General features: G+C 68.6%; 13 protein-coding genes. 11 read left to right on the top strand and 2 right to left on the bottom strand.

Annotation, left to right across the window (positions count from 1 at the left end; translation table 11 throughout):
* Window positions 1-83: 83 nt before the first annotated feature.
* The 8 genes from OB895_RS07325 to OB895_RS07290 all read left to right on the top strand — a co-directional run bounded on the left by OB895_RS07325 (window position 84) and on the right by OB895_RS07290 (window position 8,351).
* On the top strand, window positions 84-1,142 hold the full coding sequence (locus OB895_RS07325) for a response regulator (RefSeq protein ID WP_231567489.1): 1,059 nt from the start codon (window positions 84-86) through the stop codon (window positions 1,140-1,142).
* Complete coding sequence (locus OB895_RS07320; RefSeq protein WP_311879671.1) at window positions 1,142-2,131, top strand: ATP-grasp domain-containing protein; 990 nt, start codon at window positions 1,142-1,144, stop codon at window positions 2,129-2,131. The genes OB895_RS07325 and OB895_RS07320 overlap by 1 nt, the downstream gene beginning before the upstream one ends.
* Window positions 2,128-2,841, top strand: a complete 714-nt coding sequence (locus OB895_RS07315) for a PHP domain-containing protein (RefSeq protein ID WP_042539200.1) — start codon at window positions 2,128-2,130, stop codon at window positions 2,839-2,841. The genes OB895_RS07320 and OB895_RS07315 overlap by 4 nt, the downstream gene beginning before the upstream one ends.
* The gene (locus tag OB895_RS07310; protein WP_228385658.1) at window positions 2,826-4,328 is read left to right on the top strand and encodes a glycosyltransferase family 2 protein; all 1,503 of its coding nucleotides are present in this window, start codon (window positions 2,826-2,828) and stop codon (window positions 4,326-4,328) included. The genes OB895_RS07315 and OB895_RS07310 overlap by 16 nt, the downstream gene beginning before the upstream one ends.
* Entirely contained in the window at window positions 4,325-4,468 is a 144-nt protein-coding gene (locus OB895_RS07305) for a hypothetical protein (RefSeq protein WP_171821987.1), read from the top strand. Before OB895_RS07310 ends, OB895_RS07305 begins: the two co-directional genes overlap by 4 nt.
* Window positions 4,465-4,812 carry a response regulator gene (locus OB895_RS07300; RefSeq protein ID WP_042539202.1) on the top strand — a complete coding sequence of 116 codons (348 nt, stop codon included), beginning with the start codon at window positions 4,465-4,467 and terminating at the stop codon, window positions 4,810-4,812. The genes OB895_RS07305 and OB895_RS07300 overlap by 4 nt, the downstream gene beginning before the upstream one ends.
* Window positions 4,809-6,593: a sensor histidine kinase gene (locus OB895_RS07295; protein WP_042539204.1), complete on the top strand. Its 1,785-nt coding sequence runs from the start codon at window positions 4,809-4,811 to the stop codon at window positions 6,591-6,593. The genes OB895_RS07300 and OB895_RS07295 overlap by 4 nt, the downstream gene beginning before the upstream one ends.
* A 69-nt stretch (window positions 6,594-6,662) precedes the next feature.
* The gene (locus OB895_RS07290; protein ID WP_311879668.1) at window positions 6,663-8,351 is read left to right on the top strand and encodes an ABC-F family ATP-binding cassette domain-containing protein; all 1,689 of its coding nucleotides are present in this window, start codon (window positions 6,663-6,665) and stop codon (window positions 8,349-8,351) included.
* 1 nt (window position 8,352) lies between these two features.
* Here OB895_RS07290 and OB895_RS07285 read toward each other — a convergent pair whose 3' ends face one another.
* The gene (locus OB895_RS07285; protein ID WP_079112378.1) at window positions 8,353-9,432 is read right to left on the bottom strand and encodes an FAD-dependent oxidoreductase; all 1,080 of its coding nucleotides are present in this window, start codon (window positions 9,430-9,432) and stop codon (window positions 8,353-8,355) included.
* Between the two features lie 76 nt (window positions 9,433-9,508).
* Here OB895_RS07285 and OB895_RS07280 point away from each other — a divergent pair, with 76 nt between their 5' ends.
* The 3 genes from OB895_RS07280 (at window position 9,509) to OB895_RS07270 (ending at window position 16,305) form a co-directional block, all read left to right on the top strand.
* On the top strand, window positions 9,509-10,624 hold the full coding sequence (locus OB895_RS07280; RefSeq protein ID WP_042539210.1) for a GuaB3 family IMP dehydrogenase-related protein: 1,116 nt from the start codon (window positions 9,509-9,511) through the stop codon (window positions 10,622-10,624).
* Window positions 10,625-10,681: 57 nt separating this feature from the next.
* On the top strand, window positions 10,682-11,440 hold the full coding sequence (locus OB895_RS07275; RefSeq protein ID WP_311879921.1) for an SURF1 family protein: 759 nt from the start codon (window positions 10,682-10,684) through the stop codon (window positions 11,438-11,440).
* Between the two features lie 236 nt (window positions 11,441-11,676).
* Window positions 11,677-16,305, top strand: a complete 4,629-nt coding sequence (locus tag OB895_RS07270; protein WP_311879666.1) for an ExeM/NucH family extracellular endonuclease — start codon at window positions 11,677-11,679, stop codon at window positions 16,303-16,305.
* A gap of 89 nt (window positions 16,306-16,394) precedes the next feature.
* On the opposite strand, the gene OB895_RS07265 is transcribed toward OB895_RS07270, so the two are convergent.
* The gene (locus OB895_RS07265) at window positions 16,395-17,198 is read right to left on the bottom strand and encodes a DeoR/GlpR family DNA-binding transcription regulator (protein ID WP_042539216.1); all 804 of its coding nucleotides are present in this window, start codon (window positions 17,196-17,198) and stop codon (window positions 16,395-16,397) included.
* Window positions 17,199-17,346 lie beyond the last annotated feature (148 nt).

Genomic DNA, 17,346 nt, shown 5'->3' with positions numbered 1-17,346 from the left:
CCCGCTCGACTTCCCCTCGAGCTCTCGGCGCGAAGGGCGCAGGGAGTGACATGCCGGACGCTGATCGGCAGGGGACTTCCCCAATGAGAGCCGCAGATATGCCCCAGGATGCTCCCCGCGTCCTCGTCGTCGATGACGACCCTGACGTCGCCCTGCTCGTGAAGACCGTGCTCGAGAGGCGGGCCGGCTGTGAGGTCGCGGTCGCGCACGACGGACAGTCTGCCGTCGAGCGACTCGAGACCTTCACCCCTGACGTCGTCGTCACCGACATCGAGATGCCCGGTCTCGACGGCCTCGAGCTGTTGGCAGAGCTGCGTCGCAATGATCCCCTGCTGCCTGTGATCGTGATGACCGCGCACGTCTCGGTCGAGTACGCGGTGTCGGCCCTGCGCGCGCAGGCCGACGAGTTCCTCACGAAGCCGCTCGACAATCTGAAGCTCGTCGAGGCCGTGCAGCGGCTGGCGACCGAGGGTCGCGCGCGACGTGAAGCCGGCCGCACCAAAGAGGTCGTGCTCGCCATCGGCGCGCACCCCGACGATGTCGAGATCGGCGTGGGCGGGATCCTCGCGGCGCACGCCCAGGCCGGCGACTCGATCACCATCCTCACCCTCTCGCGCGGTGCGCGCGGTGGAGACGCCGACAGTCGGCAGCACGAGTCGCTCGCCTCGGCCGAGATCCTCAACGCGCGCCTGTTCGTCAAAGACCTCGTGGACACCGAGATCTCCGGCGGCGGTGCCACCGTGCGGTTGATCGAGGAGGTCGTTCAGGAGGTGCAGCCGACGATCGTCTACACCCACTCGTCCAACGACCGTCACCAGGATCACCGCGCCGTGAGCGAGGCGACGATCGCCGCGACCCGCAGGGTCGGCACCGTCGCCTGCTACCAGAGCCCCTCGGCCACCATCGACTTCCGTCCGACGCGCTTCGTGCGGATCGATCAGTACATCGCTCAGAAGCTGCGCCTGCTCGAGTGCTTCGGCTCGCAGACGGCGACGCGCGACTACCTGGACCCCGACTTCGTGACGGCCACCGCTCGATACTGGTCGCGCTTCGGCGGCGGAGCGGCCGTGGAGCCGCTCGAGGTCGTGCGCGAGACCGCCGAGTTCATCGGCGCCCACGAGCTCACTCGAAGGGAGAGCTGATGACCGCGCGCGTGCTGGTGACCGGTGCAGGAGGCCCTGCCGGCGTGGCCGTGATCCGCTCGCTCCTGCGCCGATCCGACCTCGAGGTCTTCGCGGCCGACATGGACGGCTGGGCCAGCGGCATCTACCTCGTCCCGCCGACGCACCGGCGTCTCGTGCCACCGGGGCGCGACGAGGACTTCGTCTCGACGATCGCCCGCATGGTCGAGGAGGATCGACTCGACCTCGTGATCTCCACGGTGGATGTCGAGCTCGCGGCACTCGCCGGCCGACGCGACGAGCTCGCCCCGGCAGTGCTCGCCGCGCCCTCGCAGGACACGCTCTCGGTGGCGCTCGACAAGCTGCTGCTCGCCGAGCGCTGCGAGGCGACGGGGCTCACCCCGCGCACCGAGCTCGCGGGTCCCGACGCCCGCGCGGTCGACTGGGAGTTCCCGGCCTTCGCCAAGCCTCGCCAGGGTGCGGGCAGCCGTGGCGTGCGAGTCGTCCCCGACCGCGCGGCGCTCGACGCGCTTCCCGAGGATGAGGGACTCATCGTGCAGGACTTCCTCCCCGGCGAGGAGTACTCCGTGGATGTGATCGCAGACGCCTCGGGTGCGGTGGTGGCGGCTGTGCCGCGCACCCGCGCCAGGGTCGACTCGGGTGTCGCGATCGCCGGACGCACGGTGCACGACGAAGAGCTCGAGAGCGCCGCGGCGTCGATCGCGCGTGCCATCGGACTCGTGGGCGTCGCCAACGTGCAGCTCCGGCGGGACCGCGCTGGCCGTGCCGTGCTGCTCGAGGTCAATCCGCGGTTCCCGGGTGCTCTTCCGCTCACGATCGCCGCCGGCGTCGACATCCCCTCGCTCGTCGCCGATCTGTTCCTGGGTCGTGAGATCCCGTCGACGATCCCCTTCCGCGAGGTCGCCTCGGTGCGGTTCCTCGAGGACGTGATCCTCGACGTCGACGAGGTCCTCATCTCCGCGCACGCGGGGCACCAGGAGGAGCTGTGACTCACGCGCTGCTCCGAGGCGATCACCACGTGCATTCGACGTTCTCGGACGACGCGGTCTCGACTCTCGCCGAGAACGTCGCGGCGGCATCCGCGGCGGGGCTCGCCACCGTGCGCCTGGTCGACCATGTGCGCCGATCCACACCCTGGGTGCCCGACTATCTCGCGGCCGTGCGGTCGCTGCAGGTGCCCGACGGTCTCACCGTGCTGACCGGGGTGGAGGCGAAGATCCTCGATGCCTCGGGTGACCTCGACATCCCCGAGCTGCCCACCGGGATCGACCGCATCCTGATCGCCGATCATCAGTTCCCCGGCGTCGACGGACCGCTCGGTCCGAGCGTCGTCCGAGAGCGGATCGAGGGCGGCTGGGCTCCGGAGGACGCGCTCGATCAGCTGGTCTCCGCGCTGATCTCGGCCATGCGCCGCCACCCGGGGAACCAGCTGGCGCACTGCTTCTCGATCCTGCCCAAGATCGGTCTCTCCGAGAACGACCTCGGTGCCGATCGCATCGCGGCCTGGGCGAAGACGGCGGCCGAGACCGACACGATCGTCGAGGTGAACGAGAAGTGGGGGTGCCCCGGTATCCCGCTTCTCGACGCACTGCACGGCGCCGGCGCCGAGATCGTCGCGTCGACCGACAGCCATGTGGCCTCCGATGTCGGACGCTATTCGCGCGTGGTGGAGATCCTCGACGGATGGAGGGCTCGCTGATGCCCGAGCTGAACTGGGTCGAGACCGTCGTCGTCGTGTTCCTGCTCCTCTGCGTGCTGGTCGGAACGCTGCCTGTCATCAACACGGGCCTGCAGTTCCTCGTGCTCCCGATCCATGCCTTCCGCAACCACTACGGCAAGGCAGCTCCGCACCACCCCCGCATCGCCGTGCTGATCCCCGCCTGGAACGAGGGGCTCGTGCTCGGGCAGGCGATCGAACGCCTCACGCAGCTGGAGTACCCGGCCGACCGGCTGCGGATCTTCGTCATCGACGATGCGTCGACCGATGACACCCCGGAGGTGGTCGCGGCGAAGGCTGCGGCGTACCCCGGACGCGTCGTGCACCTGCGTCGCGACAAGGGCGGCGAGGGCAAGGCGCACACGCTGAATCACGGGCTCGACATCGTGCTCGCGGACGAGTGGACCGAAGCGGTCCTGATCATGGACGCCGACGTGATCTTTGCGCGGGACTCGCTGCGGAAGATGAGCCGGCACCTGGCCGACGAGAAGGTCGGGGCCGTCACGGCCTACATCGCCGAGGGCAGCCGCGACCGCAACTACCTCACCCGGTTCATCGCGATCGAGTATGTCATCGGACAGCTCTCGGCCCGGCGCACCCAGAACGTCGGGGGAGCGATCGCGTGCCTGGCCGGCGGCGCGCAGCTGCATTCGCGGGCGAACCTCGAAGCCATCGGCGGTCGGATCCCGACCGGCACGCTCGCCGAAGACACGATGACGACGTTCGAGGGTCAGCTGGCGGGGCGCCGTATGGTCTTCGAGCCCCACGCGGTCGTGCTCGCCGAGGAGCCCCGCACCATCGACAGCCTCTGGAAGCAGCGCCTGCGGTGGGCGAGAGGCAACGTGCAGCTGACCTCGATCTACCGCCATCTCTGGTTCCGACCCAGCCGCGTGCACAACCTGGGCAGCTTCGCGTTCGGTCTCGCGTGGTTCACCATCCTGCTGCTGCCGGCGTTCATGATCCTCGCCGCCACGGCGCTGCTCGTGCTGCTCGTCCTGCACAGCGACATCGCCGAGTTCGTCTTCCGGTTCATGTGGATCTCCGCAGCCTGCATCTATCTGTACTCGATGCTCTACGCGGTGCAGCTCGACGGGCGGATCGGCCGTCAATCCTGGCGCGAGGCGCTGATGTTCCCCGGACTCGGGGCTCTCATCCTGATGGCGATCGCGCTGTTCCCCTGGCTGTTCGAGGCGGGGCTGAGCGACCTCGGAATCGCCGTCACGGATGAGACCCGGTTCACCTGGGCGGTCATCTTCTATCTCTGGGGGCCGATCTCGATGCTCGGCATCTGGCTCGCACGCGCGGTGGAACGACTGCCGGGCGGCCGCTTCTTCGCCGGCCTCCTGCTCTACGTCTGCGGGTATGGGTCGCTTCTGTGCGCCATCACCGTGGATTCGTACATCAAAGAGTGGCGCCACGCCGACGCCGCATGGATCAAGACCGAGAAGATCGGACGGGTCGACTCATGACCGAAGCACCTTCGAGAAGCGCCGAGGAGGAGGAGATCGCCGCCGACGCCCGTCGCGAGAAGCTCCTGATCCCGCAGGCGCTCCTCGCCCTGGGCATCGTCGTCGTCATCGTGATCGTGCGAGAGCTGTTCCTGCGATGACCGCGCGGCCGCTGGCCCTCGTGGTCGAGGACAGCGCAGACCAGACGGCGCTGCTGAAGCGCTACCTCGACCGCGAGGGGTTCGACGTGTTCGCAGCGGCGGATGCCGAGACGGCGATCGCTGCGTTCGCGACGATCTCTCCGGCCGTCACGGTGCTCGACCTGCTGCTCCCCGGCATCAGCGGGACGGAGCTGGCGCGTCTCATCAAGACCCGCTTCCCCGACTGCTTCCTCATCGTGAGCTCGGTGCTCGACGTCGCGGACTACCCCGACGCCGATGCCGCGCTTCCCAAGCCGATCATCGGTGCGGATCTGCGAGCGCTCCTGCGAGAAGCGACACGATGACTCCGACCAGCACCGTGCAGCAGTCGATGGAGCGCAGCTGGCGCCGCTACTTCGACAACCCGACGCCGCTGATGAAGCAGGGGCCGACGGCGATCGCGGTCGCCATCGCGGCCGTGCTCATGTGGACCGTCCCGGGGATCCCGGTGACGGACACAGCAGTCGCGATCTTCGGGCTCGTCACCATCGCCGCCGTCACAGCGCTTGCGGCCGTGCTCTCGGTGCGAGGTGTGTACGAGGGCTGGATCGTGATGCTCATCCCGATGATCGACATCGTCGCACTGGGAGCCATCCGGACCGGCACCGGAGGGCCGGCATCGCTCTTCTCCTCCTTCGTCCTCCTCCCCGTGGTCTGGATCGCCGCCGCTCCCGGTCGCAGGCAGGTCCTCATCGTGGGGGTCCTCTCGTCGATCGCCCTGGTCATGCCGAACCTCATCGACCCGCCGGAGGCCCCGGCCGATTGGCTGCGCGGTGTGATCGGTCCGCTGGTCTTCGCGACGGTGGGGGCCATCGTCAACGAGCTGTCGCGCCAGCAGCGTCTTCGCACCACCCAGGCCGAGGCCCACGTCGTCGAGCGCACGGCGGCCCTGGCGGCCAACGAGGAGATCCTCGAGCAGCTGAAGTCGAGCGAGCAGCAGTACCGCGCGCTCTCCGAGTCCTTCACGAGCCTGTGGAACTCGATCACCGGACAGGCCGTCATCGCCACCGACAACCACGGAACCATCACGGCCTGGAATCCGGGCGCTGTGCGGCTGCTCGGCATGGAGGTGCCCGACGCGCTCGCCGCGGTGCAGATCGACCGGTTCTTCCCCTCGCACGCGCTCGCCCCGTTCGTCCCCGAGCATGGGCCGACGCCGGGCGATGAGCTCCACCCCGGGCTGCGCGCACTCTTCGACGATGCTGACGCCGGGCTGCCGGTGGATTCGCACATCGACGTGGCGAGGGAGGGCGGGTCGACGGTCCCCGCCCGTGTCACCGTCACCCCCTATCAGGACTCCGACGGTTCGCGACATGGCTACCTGCTGGTGATCACGGACGAGACCCGGGCGGTCGAGGTCGCACGCATGAAGGACGAGTTCGTCGGGATGATCTCGCACGAGCTGCGCACACCGCTGAGCGCGATCATCGGATTCCTCGACCTCCTGCAGAACGATCCGGCCCAGCCGCTCACGTCGGATCAGCAGGAGTTCGTCGACATCATCGAGCGCAACGCGCAGCGGCTGCTGAATCTCGTCGGCGACCTGCTCTTCACCGCCCAGGTCGAGTCCGGTCGCTTCCCGCTCGAACGCCGAGAAGCCGACGTCGCCGAGCTGGTGCGCAGCGCCGTCGCGTCTTCGGGGCCGCACGCGCAGCGGCAGGGCATCGAGATCCTCGCCGAGGTCCCGACGAGTCCGGTGCTGATGACCGTGGATTCGGGACGTATCGGGCAGGCCCTCGACAATCTGCTGTCGAACGCGATCAAGTTCACCGCTGCGGGAGGGCGGGTGACCGCGAGCCTGCGCGAGGTCGACGGAGCCGTCGAGCTCGCGGTGCGCGACACCGGCGTGGGGATCCCCGAAGACGAGCAGGGCATGCTGTTCACCCGGTTCTTCCGCGCGTCGACCGCGACCCGGAACGCGGTGCCCGGCGTCGGGCTGGGGCTCACGATCACTCGGGCGATCGTGCTCGCCCACGGCGGCTCGATGGATGTGACGAGCAGGGAGGGCGTCGGCACCGAGTTCCGGATGCTTCTCCCGGTGGCGCCCCGCACCGAGGCAATCCAGGTGGTCGGCCGTCGCTCCTGACCCGCCGTCGGCTCCGGCAGCTGATAGCCTGGTCGGCTCGCCATGCGGGCGGAAGGACGGCCACGCACGGTGGGATACATAGATGTTGCAGGGGTCTCGCTGACCCTTCCTGACGGCAGACCGCTGTTGGACGAGACGACGTTCCGCGTCGGAGCCGGTTCGACGAGCGCGCTCATCGGACCCAACGGGGCAGGCAAGACGACGCTGCTCCGCATCATCCGAGGCGATCAGGCCGCAGACGCCGGGGTCGTGACGATCGACGGCGGGCTCGGTGTGATGGATCAGTTCGTCGGCCACGGCGAGGCCGGCCAGACCGTTCACGAACTGCTCGTGAGAGTGGCGCCTCGGCGCATCCGTCAGGCGGCGGTGGCTCTCGAGGCGGCGGAGGACGCGCTGATCGAACGGGATGAGCACGACACCCAGATGGCCTACGCGACGGCGATCGCGGAGTACGCGGACGCCGGCGGGTACGAGCACGAGACCGTGTGGGATCAGTGCACGGTCGCCGCTCTCGGCGTGCCCTACGAGCGTGCGCGGTTCCGCGACCTCACGACGCTGTCGGGCGGCGAGCAGAAGCGGCTCGCTCTGGAGGCGCTGCTGCGCGGACCGGACGAGGTGCTGCTGCTCGACGAGCCCGACAACTACCTCGACGTGCCCACGAAGCGCTGGCTCGAGGAGCAGCTGAGACAGACGCCGAAGACCGTGCTGCTCGTCTCGCACGATCGGGAGCTGCTGGCGCGGGCGGTCGACCGCCTGATCACTCTCGAACCCGGCGGTGCCGGTGCTTCGGCATGGGTGCACGGTGGCGGGTTCGCAACCTACCACCAGGCGCGCAGCGACCGCATGGACAGGCTCGACGAGCTCCGCCGTCGGTGGGACGAGCAGCATGAGAAGCTGCGCACCCTCGTCGCGAACCTCAAGGTCAAGGCATCGGCGAACGACGGGTTCGCGTCGCGGTATCAGGCGGCGCAGACCCGTCTGCGCAAGTTCGAGGAGGCGGGCCCGCCGGAGGAGCGGCCGCCGGCTCAGGACTTCGACATGCGACTGCGCGGAGCACGCACCGGCAAACGCGCGGTGGTCGCGCAGCGGCTCGAGCTCAGCGGCCTGATGCGGCCGTTCGATGCCGAGGTCTGGTACGGCGATCGGGTGGCGGTGCTCGGGTCGAACGGCTCGGGCAAGTCGCACTTCCTCCGCCTGCTCGCGAGCGGAGGCAGCGACCCGGATCCGTCGCTGGGCCACGTGACATCCACGGGGGAGCAGCTGGCTCCCGTCGATCACAGCGGGCGGGCCACGCTCGGCGCGCGCGTCGTGCCGGGGCTGTTCGCCCAGACGCATGCGCATCCGGAATTCGTCGGCCGCACTCTGCTCGAGATCCTGCACAGAGGCGACGAGCGGCGAGCGGGGATGCCGAGGGACGCAGCCAGCTCGGCGCTCGACCGGTACGGACTCGTCCGCCAGGCGCAGCAGGCCTTCGAATCGCTCTCCGGCGGGCAGCAGGCGCGGTTCCAGGTGCTGCTGCTCGAGCTCTCCGGCGCGACGCTGCTGCTGCTCGACGAGCCGACGGACAACCTCGACATCGAGTCGGCGGAGGCCCTTGAAGACGCCCTGCAGCGCTTCGAGGGAACCGTGCTCGCGGTCACCCACGATCGCTGGTTCGCGCGCTCGTTCGACCGGTTCCTCGTGTTCGGGTCAGACGGAGAGGTGTACGAGTCCGACGCTCCGGTGTGGGATGAGCGTCGGGTGGCGCGGGCGCGCTGAGTCAGGACAGGCGGAAGGGCGCAGCCGCGAGTGCCGTCGGGTCCAGCGCCAGGTCTGCGAGCGTCGCGCCGACCCCCGGTGCGAACTTGAACCCGTGACCCGAGAAGCCTGCACCCACCACGATCCGTCCGCGCCGATCGAGCACGAAGGCGCTGTCATCCGTCGAGGTGTAGGTGCAGCTGACGGGAACGGCGGATGCCGGGTCGAGACCCGGCATCCACTCGCGCACGTAGTCCGCGAGAGCCCCCGCGTGCGTGACCGCGTGCGGACGGGCATCGGGGTCGACGACGTCGCCCACGCGGTGGAAGCCGACCTTGACGCCCTCGCCGGGCGTCGGCATGCCGTAGACCGTCGCCGGGTGGAGGTCGGGGTCGACGTAGTGATTGAACGACGGCCACACGTCGTCCCCTCTGGGGCGGAAGTGCGCGGGGAACTCCTCGGTGACCTCCAGCCGAGGCAGGCGGATGCCGGGCAGCATCCGCTCTGTCCAGGCGCCGACCGTGACGACGGCGACGTCTGCCCGCATCCGCTCTTCGGACAGCATGATGTCGACGCCCTCGTCGGTCTCCTCGATGCGCGCCACCGGGGTCTCCCAGCGCACCTCGCCTCCCGCGGCCACGATGCGTCGTTCGAGTTCACCCAGCGCGGCGGATGCACGGGCGACACCGGCATCGCGGGAGAACAGCACATCATCGCCGAAGCGCATGCCCGACCAGCGAGACGATGCCTCGCCGGCCGTCAGCGTCTCGGCGTGGATGCCGCGATCGATCAGACGCCGCTCGATCACGGCGACGTCGACATCGCCGTGGGTCACGAGGCCATGGAGGCGCAGCAGCGGCTCGCCGTCGACCTGCCCCAGGGCATTCCACCCCTCACGCGCGCGCACGAGCAGGTCGAGGTAGTGCTCTTCGTCGTAGGCGTTGTTGAAGTTGCGTGTCGCGCCGTGCGAGGCCCCCTGGTGGTGTCCGCGGGCGAAACGGTCGAACACGACAGGCTTCAGCCCTCGCCGGGCGAGCTCCCACGCGGTCGCGAGGCCCATCACGCCGCCGCCGATGACGGCGACCTCCATCGAATCCGACATATTGCCTCCCGAGCTCCTTCTCAGTCTCCCAGCCGTCGGTGTCATCGCGTGCGCCCGGTAGTCTGGAGTGGTGACCATGGAGATCGAGCTCGGCCGAGGCAAGCGTGCGCGTCGCGCGTACACGTTCGACGACATCGCGGTGGTGCCCTCGAGGCGCACCCGCAACCCGGAGGACGTGTCGACGGCCTGGACCATCGACGCCTTCGGATTCGGCATCCCGGTGCTCGGCGCCCCGATGGACTCCGTCGTGAGCCCGCAGACGGCGATCATGCTCGGGCAGCTCGGCGGACTCGGCGTCCTCGACCTCGAGGGCCTGTGGACCCGCTACGAGAACCCCGAGCCGCTTCTCGCCGAGATCGCCGCCCTCGACGAGGGCGAGGCGACCGCGCGCATGCAGCAGCTCTACTCCGAGCCGATCAAGCCGGCGCTCATCACGCAGCGCCTCGCCGAGATCCGCGAGGCCGGCGTGACCGTCGCCGGATCCCTGACCCCGCAGCGCACGCAGGAGTTCTACGACACCGTCGCTGCGGCCGGCGTCGACCTGTTCGTCATCCGCGGCACCACGGTGTCGGCCGAGCACGTCTCGAGCGTCGACGAACCGCTGAACCTCAAGAAGTTCATCTACGACCTCGACGTGCCCGTCATCGTCGGCGGAGCCGCCACCTACACCGCGGCACTGCACCTCATGCGCACGGGCGCGGCCGGCGTCCTCGTCGGATTCGGCGGGGGAGCGGCATCGACCACCCGGGCCACGCTCGGCATCCATGCCCCGATGGCCACGGCCGTCTCGGACGTCGCCGCCGCCCGTCGTGACTACCTCGACGAGTCCGGCGGACGCTACGTGCACGTGATCGCAGACGGCGGCGTCGGCACCTCCGGCGACATCGTCAAGGCGCTCGCGATGGGCGCCGACGCGGTCATGCTCGGCGTCGCGCTCGCCCGCGCCACGGACGCACCGGGTCGCGGCTTCCACTGGGGTCCCGAAGCGCACCACCCCAAGCTCCCGCGCGGCCGCCGCGTCGAGGTCGGCGGCATCGGCACGCTCGAGGAGATCCTCTACGGTCCTGCCCCCGTCGCCGACGGCACGTCGAACCTGATCGGGGCGCTGCGCAAGTCGATGGCCACCACCGGATACTCCGACCTCAAGGAGTTCCAGCGGGTCGAGGTCGTCCTCGCGCCCTACGAGGCCTGAGCCACGCACGACGCTGTGACTTCTGCTGCTCTGTTCCCGCCGACCCTCCGAGAGGTCATGCTCCGGGGACGCTGGATCGGGATGCTCGTGCTGTGCCTGGTCGTCGCCGGCGTGTTCGCGTGGCTCGGCCAATGGCAGCTCGAACGTGCCATCGAGACCGATCCGCCGCCCGCCGGAGCGACCGAGCAGGTGCGGCCGCTGACCGATGTCGTCGAGCCGGGGCAGTATCTGCCGGAGCCGCTCGTCGGGCAGAAGGTCGAGACGACCGGAACGTGGATCCCCGATGACTTCCTCATCGTGTCGAGCCGATTCAACGACGATGTCGAAGGCTATTGGGTGACCGGTCAGCTGCGAGTCGCGGAGCGCACGTCGATAGCGGTCGCGATCGGCTGGACCGCCGACCGCGCGGTCGCCGATGCGGCCGTGGCGGAGCTGAACGAGGGCGACGCAGAAGCATCGATCGTCGGACGCGTCATCTCGGACGAGGGCCCCTCCCTGCCACCGAAGGACGATCCGCAGCGCATGGACCGGATGTCGACCGCGGCGCTCCTCAGCCACTGGCACGACGTCGACGACCTGGATGTCTATCGGCCGTACTTGGCCTCCGTCACGGCGACGGCGGGTCTCACCGACATCTCGTCACCGGCGCCCGACGAGCAGTCGCCGGTGAACTGGCTGAACATCTTCTACGCGGCGGAATGGGCGATCTTCGCCGGGTTCGCGTTCTACCTCTGGTACCGACTCGCGAAGGACCAGTGGGAGCGCGAGGTCGAGGAGTTCGAGGACGCAACCGCCGGCACCGGCGGGACGGCCTGAGTCACCGCGCATTCGCGCGATCGGCCGCGCGCATCTGAGCGCTTCTCCACGCGATATTCCACCTTCGTCAGGGGCCCTTTGGGACGTTCGGTGAGGGCTTGGTTACCAATCGGAAAACTCCGTTGAGGATGTCCGAAGGCGTCCGTATGCTCGCTCACATGTGCGTCGGCTGAGAGCTCGCACAGACGCGGTTTCACGAGAGCCGTCGCCAGACCATACCCGAGGAGACAACACAGATGATGTCCGCTCCCGACGCCGCGAACCAGCAGGTTCCCGGGTCAGATCGCAGAAGTCGGGGGCGTCTCGGCGTCCTCGCCGCCACCTGCGTCGCAGCTCTCGGCGCCAGCGCCCTGATCGCCGCGCCAGCCTCCGCAGACGTCTCAGGGACGGGGGTGGTGATCAACGAGGCGTACCTCTCCGGAGGCAGCGCCGGTGCGGCGTTCACGAACAAGTTCATCGAGCTCTACAACCCCACGGCCGCGCCCGTCACCCTCGACGGGCTCTCGCTGCAGTACCGATCGGCGACGGGAACGGGAGGCTCCAACGGAGTCGCACCGCTGACCGGCGTCATCCCCGCCGGGGGCCACTATCTCGTGCAGGCAGGCAGCAACGGAGCCAACGGCGCCGCCCTCCCCACGGCCGATGCCGTGAGCACCCTCAACCCGAGCGGCACGAACGGCACGCTCGCACTGGTCGAGGGCACGGCGGCGGTCACGCTGACCCCCGGCTCGGTCACCGGGGTCGACGGCGTCATCGACGTGCTCGGCTACGGCACCTCGAACACCTTCGAGACCGCAGCGGCGACGCCGCCCACGGGCAACACCGACGTGAAGTCGCTCAACCGCACCGGAGGCAAGGACACCGACGACAACAAGGCCGACTTCAGCCTGTCGCCGACCATCACGCCGCAGAACGCCGGCGCGGTTCCCGATCCCGACCCCGAGCCCGAACCCGAGCCCACCGAGGTGTCCATCGCCGACGTGCAGGGCACGACCGACGTCTCGCCGCTGAACGGCCAGACCGTCACGGTCGAGGGTGTCGTCACGGCCGACTACCGGACGGGCGGCTACAAGGGCATCGTCATCCAGACCGAGGGATCCGGCGGAGCGACCGACGCCACACCGGGAGCATCGGACGGCGTCTTCGTCTTCCTCAACGCGCTCGCGCCCACGCTCGCGATCGGCGACCTCGTCTCGATCACCGGCTCGGTCAGCGAGTACTTCGGCCAGACCCAGATCAACCCGACTGCGCTGTCAGGCATCTCGGTGGTGCAGGCAGCGGCCGGTGTTCCCGAGGCCACACCTCTGCCAGACGTCACCGTCGGCACCGATCGCGAGCAGTACGAGAACATGTACGTGGCGCCCGCGGGCACCTACCGCCTCGCGTCCAGCCACCAGCTCTACAACTTCGGCACGCTCTGGCTGAACGCCGGAGCCGACCTGAACGTCAAGAGCACCGAGACCGTGCGTCCCGGCGCCGAGGCCTCCGCGATCGCGGCGGCGAATCGGGCCAACCGCATCCTGCTCGACGACGGATGGTCGATCCAGGTCTCGAACAGCGGGCACCCGAACGACCAGCCGTACTTCACGAAGGACGTCGTCGTCCGCAACGGCGACACCGTCGACTTCAGCGACAGCGGATATGTGCTCCAGTACGGTTTCGACGACTGGCGTCTGCAGCCGGTCGTGCCGATCGACAGCACGTCGTCGGCCGACCTGAAGGCGGGCTTCGAGGCGACGAACCCCCGCCCCGACACGGCACCGACCGTGGGCGGCGACGTGCAGGTCGCGTCGTTCAACGTGTTCAACTACTTCACGACGCTCAAGAGCGAGAACTCGAACGCTCGGGGCGCGGCGAACGCGGCCCAGTTCGACATCCAGAAGTCCAAGATCGTCGCGGCCATCAACGGGCTGGACGCAGAGATCGTCTCTCTCATGGAGATCGAGAACTCGATCAAGCTCGGCGGCTCGCTCGACGAGGCGCTCGCCGATCTGGTCGACGGACTCAACGATGCTCTGGGCAGCGAGGAGTGGGACTACGTCCGCACCCCCGACGAGCTGAACGACTCGGCGACCACGGACTTCATCACGAGCGCGATCATCTACAAGAAGGACGACGTCAGCACCGTGGGCGAGAGCCTCACTGTCACGGACGAGACGGTGTGGGGCAACGCCCGCGAGCCGATCGCGCAGGCCTTCGACATCGACGGCCGTGTGGTCACCGTGGTCGCGAACCACTTCAAGTCGAAGTCGGCGCCCGAGGGCGGGGGCGCAGAGCCCGCAGACGGACAGGGCTTCTTCAACGCCGACCGCGTGAAGCAGGCGAACTCGCTCAAGGGGTTCACCACGGAGATCGAGGAGACCACAGGAAGCAGCGACATCCTGCTCATCGGCGACTTCAACGCCTACGCGAAGGAAGACCCGATCGAGGTCTTCACGAGCGAGGGCTGGAGCGATGTCGCGCGCGAGAAGGCACCCGACGAGCACACCTACTCGTTCGACGGCGAGCTCGGCTCGCTCGACCACGTGCTCGCATCGCCGTCGCTGGCCGCGTCGATCACGGGCGCGGGGGTGTGGAGCATCAACTCTCCGGAGTGGAGCGATCGCGGCTACGCGTTCGGTGCCACCGAGGCGGGGACGCCGTTCCGCTCCAGCGACCACGACCCGATCATCGTCGGCGTCTCCTCGGAGATCCCGCCGGTGAGCATCGACGTCGTCACGATCAACGACTTCCACGGTCGGATCGAAGCCGACGGCGCTGCCGCCGGTGCCGCAGTGGTCGCGGGCGCCGTCAAGCAGTTCCGTGAGGAGAACCCGAACACGATCTTCGCCGGAGCCGGCGACCTGATCGGCGCGTCGACGTTCACCTCGTTCATCAACGACGACAACCCGACGATCGACGCGCTCAACGCTGCAGGTCTCGACGTCAGCGCGGCGGGCAACCACGAGTTCGACCAGGGCTGGGAGGACCTGCGCGACCGTGTGCAGGACCGCGCGGACTGGGAGTACATCTCGTCGAACGTGTTCGTGACAGAGACCGGCGAGCCCGCGCTCGCCCCGGCCTGGGTCAAGGAACTCGACGGCGTGCGAGTCGGTTTCGTGGGGGCTGTCACGGAGGACCTCGACTCGCTCGTCTCCCCCGAGGGCATCGCCGATCTCGAGGTGCGCAGCATCGTCGACTCGGTGAACGCCGTGGCCGACGACCTGCGTGACGGGGATTCCTCCAACGGTGAGGCGGATGTCGTCATCCTCCTCGTCCACGAGGGCGCGTCCAGCGTCGAACTGTCGAGCATCACTCCGGATTCGCCCCTGGGCGAGATCGTCTACGGGGTCGATGAGGATGTCGACGCGATCGTGTCGGCGCACACCCACCTCGCGTACAACCACGTCATCGACGGTCGTCCCGTCGTCTCGGCCGGCCAGTACGGCGAGAACCTGGGGCTCATGAACCTCCAGGTCGACCCGAAGACGAAGGACCTGATCTCGATCACGAACGAGATCAAGCCCCTCACCGCCGCCGGCCAGCCGCTCTACCCAGCGGTTCCGGAGGTCGCCGACATCGTGGCGAAGGCGAAGGCCGAGGCGGATGTGCTCGGTGCGGTGAAGGTCGGAGACATCACGGCCGACTTCAACCGGGCTCGCCAGACGAACGGCTCGGAGAACCGCGGTGGCGAGTCCACCATCGGCAACTTCGTCGCCGACGTGCAGAAGTGGTCCACCGGTGCGGACATCGCGCTGATGAACCCGGGTGGCATCCGTGCGAACCTGACATACGCGTCGTCGAATGCGAGCGACCCGAATGGCAACGTCACCTACCGCGAGGCGGCGACGGTGCAGCCGTTCGCCAACACGCTGGTGACGTTGACGCTCACCGGTGTGCAGCTGAAGGGCGTGCTCGAGGAGCAGTGGCAGCCCGCAGGGTCGGCCCGTCCGTTCCTCAAGCTCGGCGTCTCGGAGGGGCTCGTCTACACGTACGACCCGGCCGCGGCCCAGGGCTCGCGCGTCACGTCGATCACCCTCAACGGAACCGCGATCGACCCGGCGGCGAACTACACGGTCGCAGCCAACTCGTTCCTCGCCGCGGGTGGAGACAACTTCTTCACCTTCAAGGAGGGGACGGGCAAGCGCGACACCGGCAAGATCGATCTGCAGTCGATGGTCGACTGGTTCGACGCGAACAAGACGGCGACGCCCGACCTCGCGCAGCGTGCGGTGGGTGTCTCGGTCAGCGCGCCGGATGCCGACGGCTACAGCGCCGGCGACCAGGTGACCGTCGCACTCTCGTCGCTGGCGTTCAGCGCGGGGGAGCAGGCGCCGGGTGAGGTGACTCTGTCGCTCGGCGGCACTCAGCTCGCCTCGGGTGCAGTCGACCCGACCATCGTCGACACGACCGACGAGGTGGGGCGCGCGTCGCTCAGCTTCGCGGTTCCCTCGGGCGTCTTCGGAGAGCAGCTGCTCACCGTGGCCGTCGCAGGTACGGGGACGACCGTGCAGGTGCCGTTCACGATCGCGGGTGAGGAGCCGGTCGAGTTCGCCGGCTCCATCGACCTCGGATCCTCGAAGGTGGCCGCCGGCAAGAAGCTGAAGATCACCGGTGAGGGCTACGAGCCCGGCGAGACCGTGACCGTCGAGCTGCGACCGAAGAAGGGCTCGGCCGTCGAGGTCGGCACCGTCCAGGTCAGGGCCGATGGCACCTTCTCGACGTCCGTGACAGTGCCGAAGAGCACTCAGCCCGGCAAGTACACGGTCGCCGTGTCGCAGGCGGACGGCGACGAGGCGACAGCCACGGTCACCGTCAACCGTGCGGGCGGCATCATCGGTGGCATCATCGACTGGCTGTGGGATCTCATCAACGGCTGGTTCTGACCTCGACAGGCGGCATGCCCGCCTGACACACAAGAAGGCCGTCGGGAGCGATCCCGGCGGCCTTCGTCGTGCGTGGGCGAGGTTGCCGTTCAGGCGGAGATGACCTCGACCTCGGCCTGAGCGAGGGCGGTCGCGAACGCCGATTCCGGGGGAGTGTCCGTCACCAGGTAGTCCGCGCGGTCCAGAGTCGTCACCTGGGCGAACAGTCGCCGCCCGAACTTCGACGAGTCCGCGAGGATCGCGGTGCGATCGGCGCGCTGGATCATCTCGGCCATCATGTTCGCGTCGCCCATGTTCGACGTCGAGAAGCCGGCCTCGTCGATGGCGCCGACGGCGATCAGTGCCAGATCGCAACGGATGTCCACCTCGGGTCCCCCCGGGGTCATCATGAACGTGACGGGTCCGGTGGTGGCCTGGGTGATCGCTCGCACAGCGCCGCCGAACACGTAGAGGTCGCGGAAGGCGGAAGGGGAGATCTCGGCGGGGATCCGCAGGTTGTTCGTCGCGATCGTGAGATCCCGATGGTTGCGGAGCGCCCGGGCGAGGGCCAGGGTGGTCGTGCCGGCGTTGAGCATCACGACTGCTCCATCGTCGATGAGTCCCGCGGCGAGGCGCGCGATCGTCTCCTTCTCCTCGGTCTGCATCCGCAGGCGGACGTCGAGCGCCCGGTCTTTCAGCTGCCCCTCCGCGCTGACAGCTCCTCCGTGTGTGCGGATGACGACGCCTTCACGGTCGAGCTGGTCGAGATCGCGGCGAATCGTGTCGATGGAGACGTGGAAATGCTCGGCGAGGCCGCCGACGGTCACCTCTCCCACCTGCTCTACATACGAGGCGAGATCCGCCTTCCGACCCGCCGGAAGGCGGCGCTTGGGCGACGGTGCGGTTGCTTCCATGCACCCATCTCTAGCACATACGAGCGAGAAATTCGGCAGAGTTCAGCAGAAAACTGCAGATTCGCTGCGGCGCGGATCGTGTCCGCAGCCCGCGCCGTGACGGCGATACGGGAACGAATCTGTGATTACATCCACCGAATAGTGCAAA

Origin of the sequence: Microbacterium forte (assembly GCF_031885415.1) — a bacterium.
GTDB lineage: Bacteria > Actinomycetota > Actinomycetes > Actinomycetales > Microbacteriaceae > Microbacterium > Microbacterium forte.
Note: the sequence above shows the minus strand (reverse complement) of the source record. Positions and strands in the feature narration are given on the sequence as shown.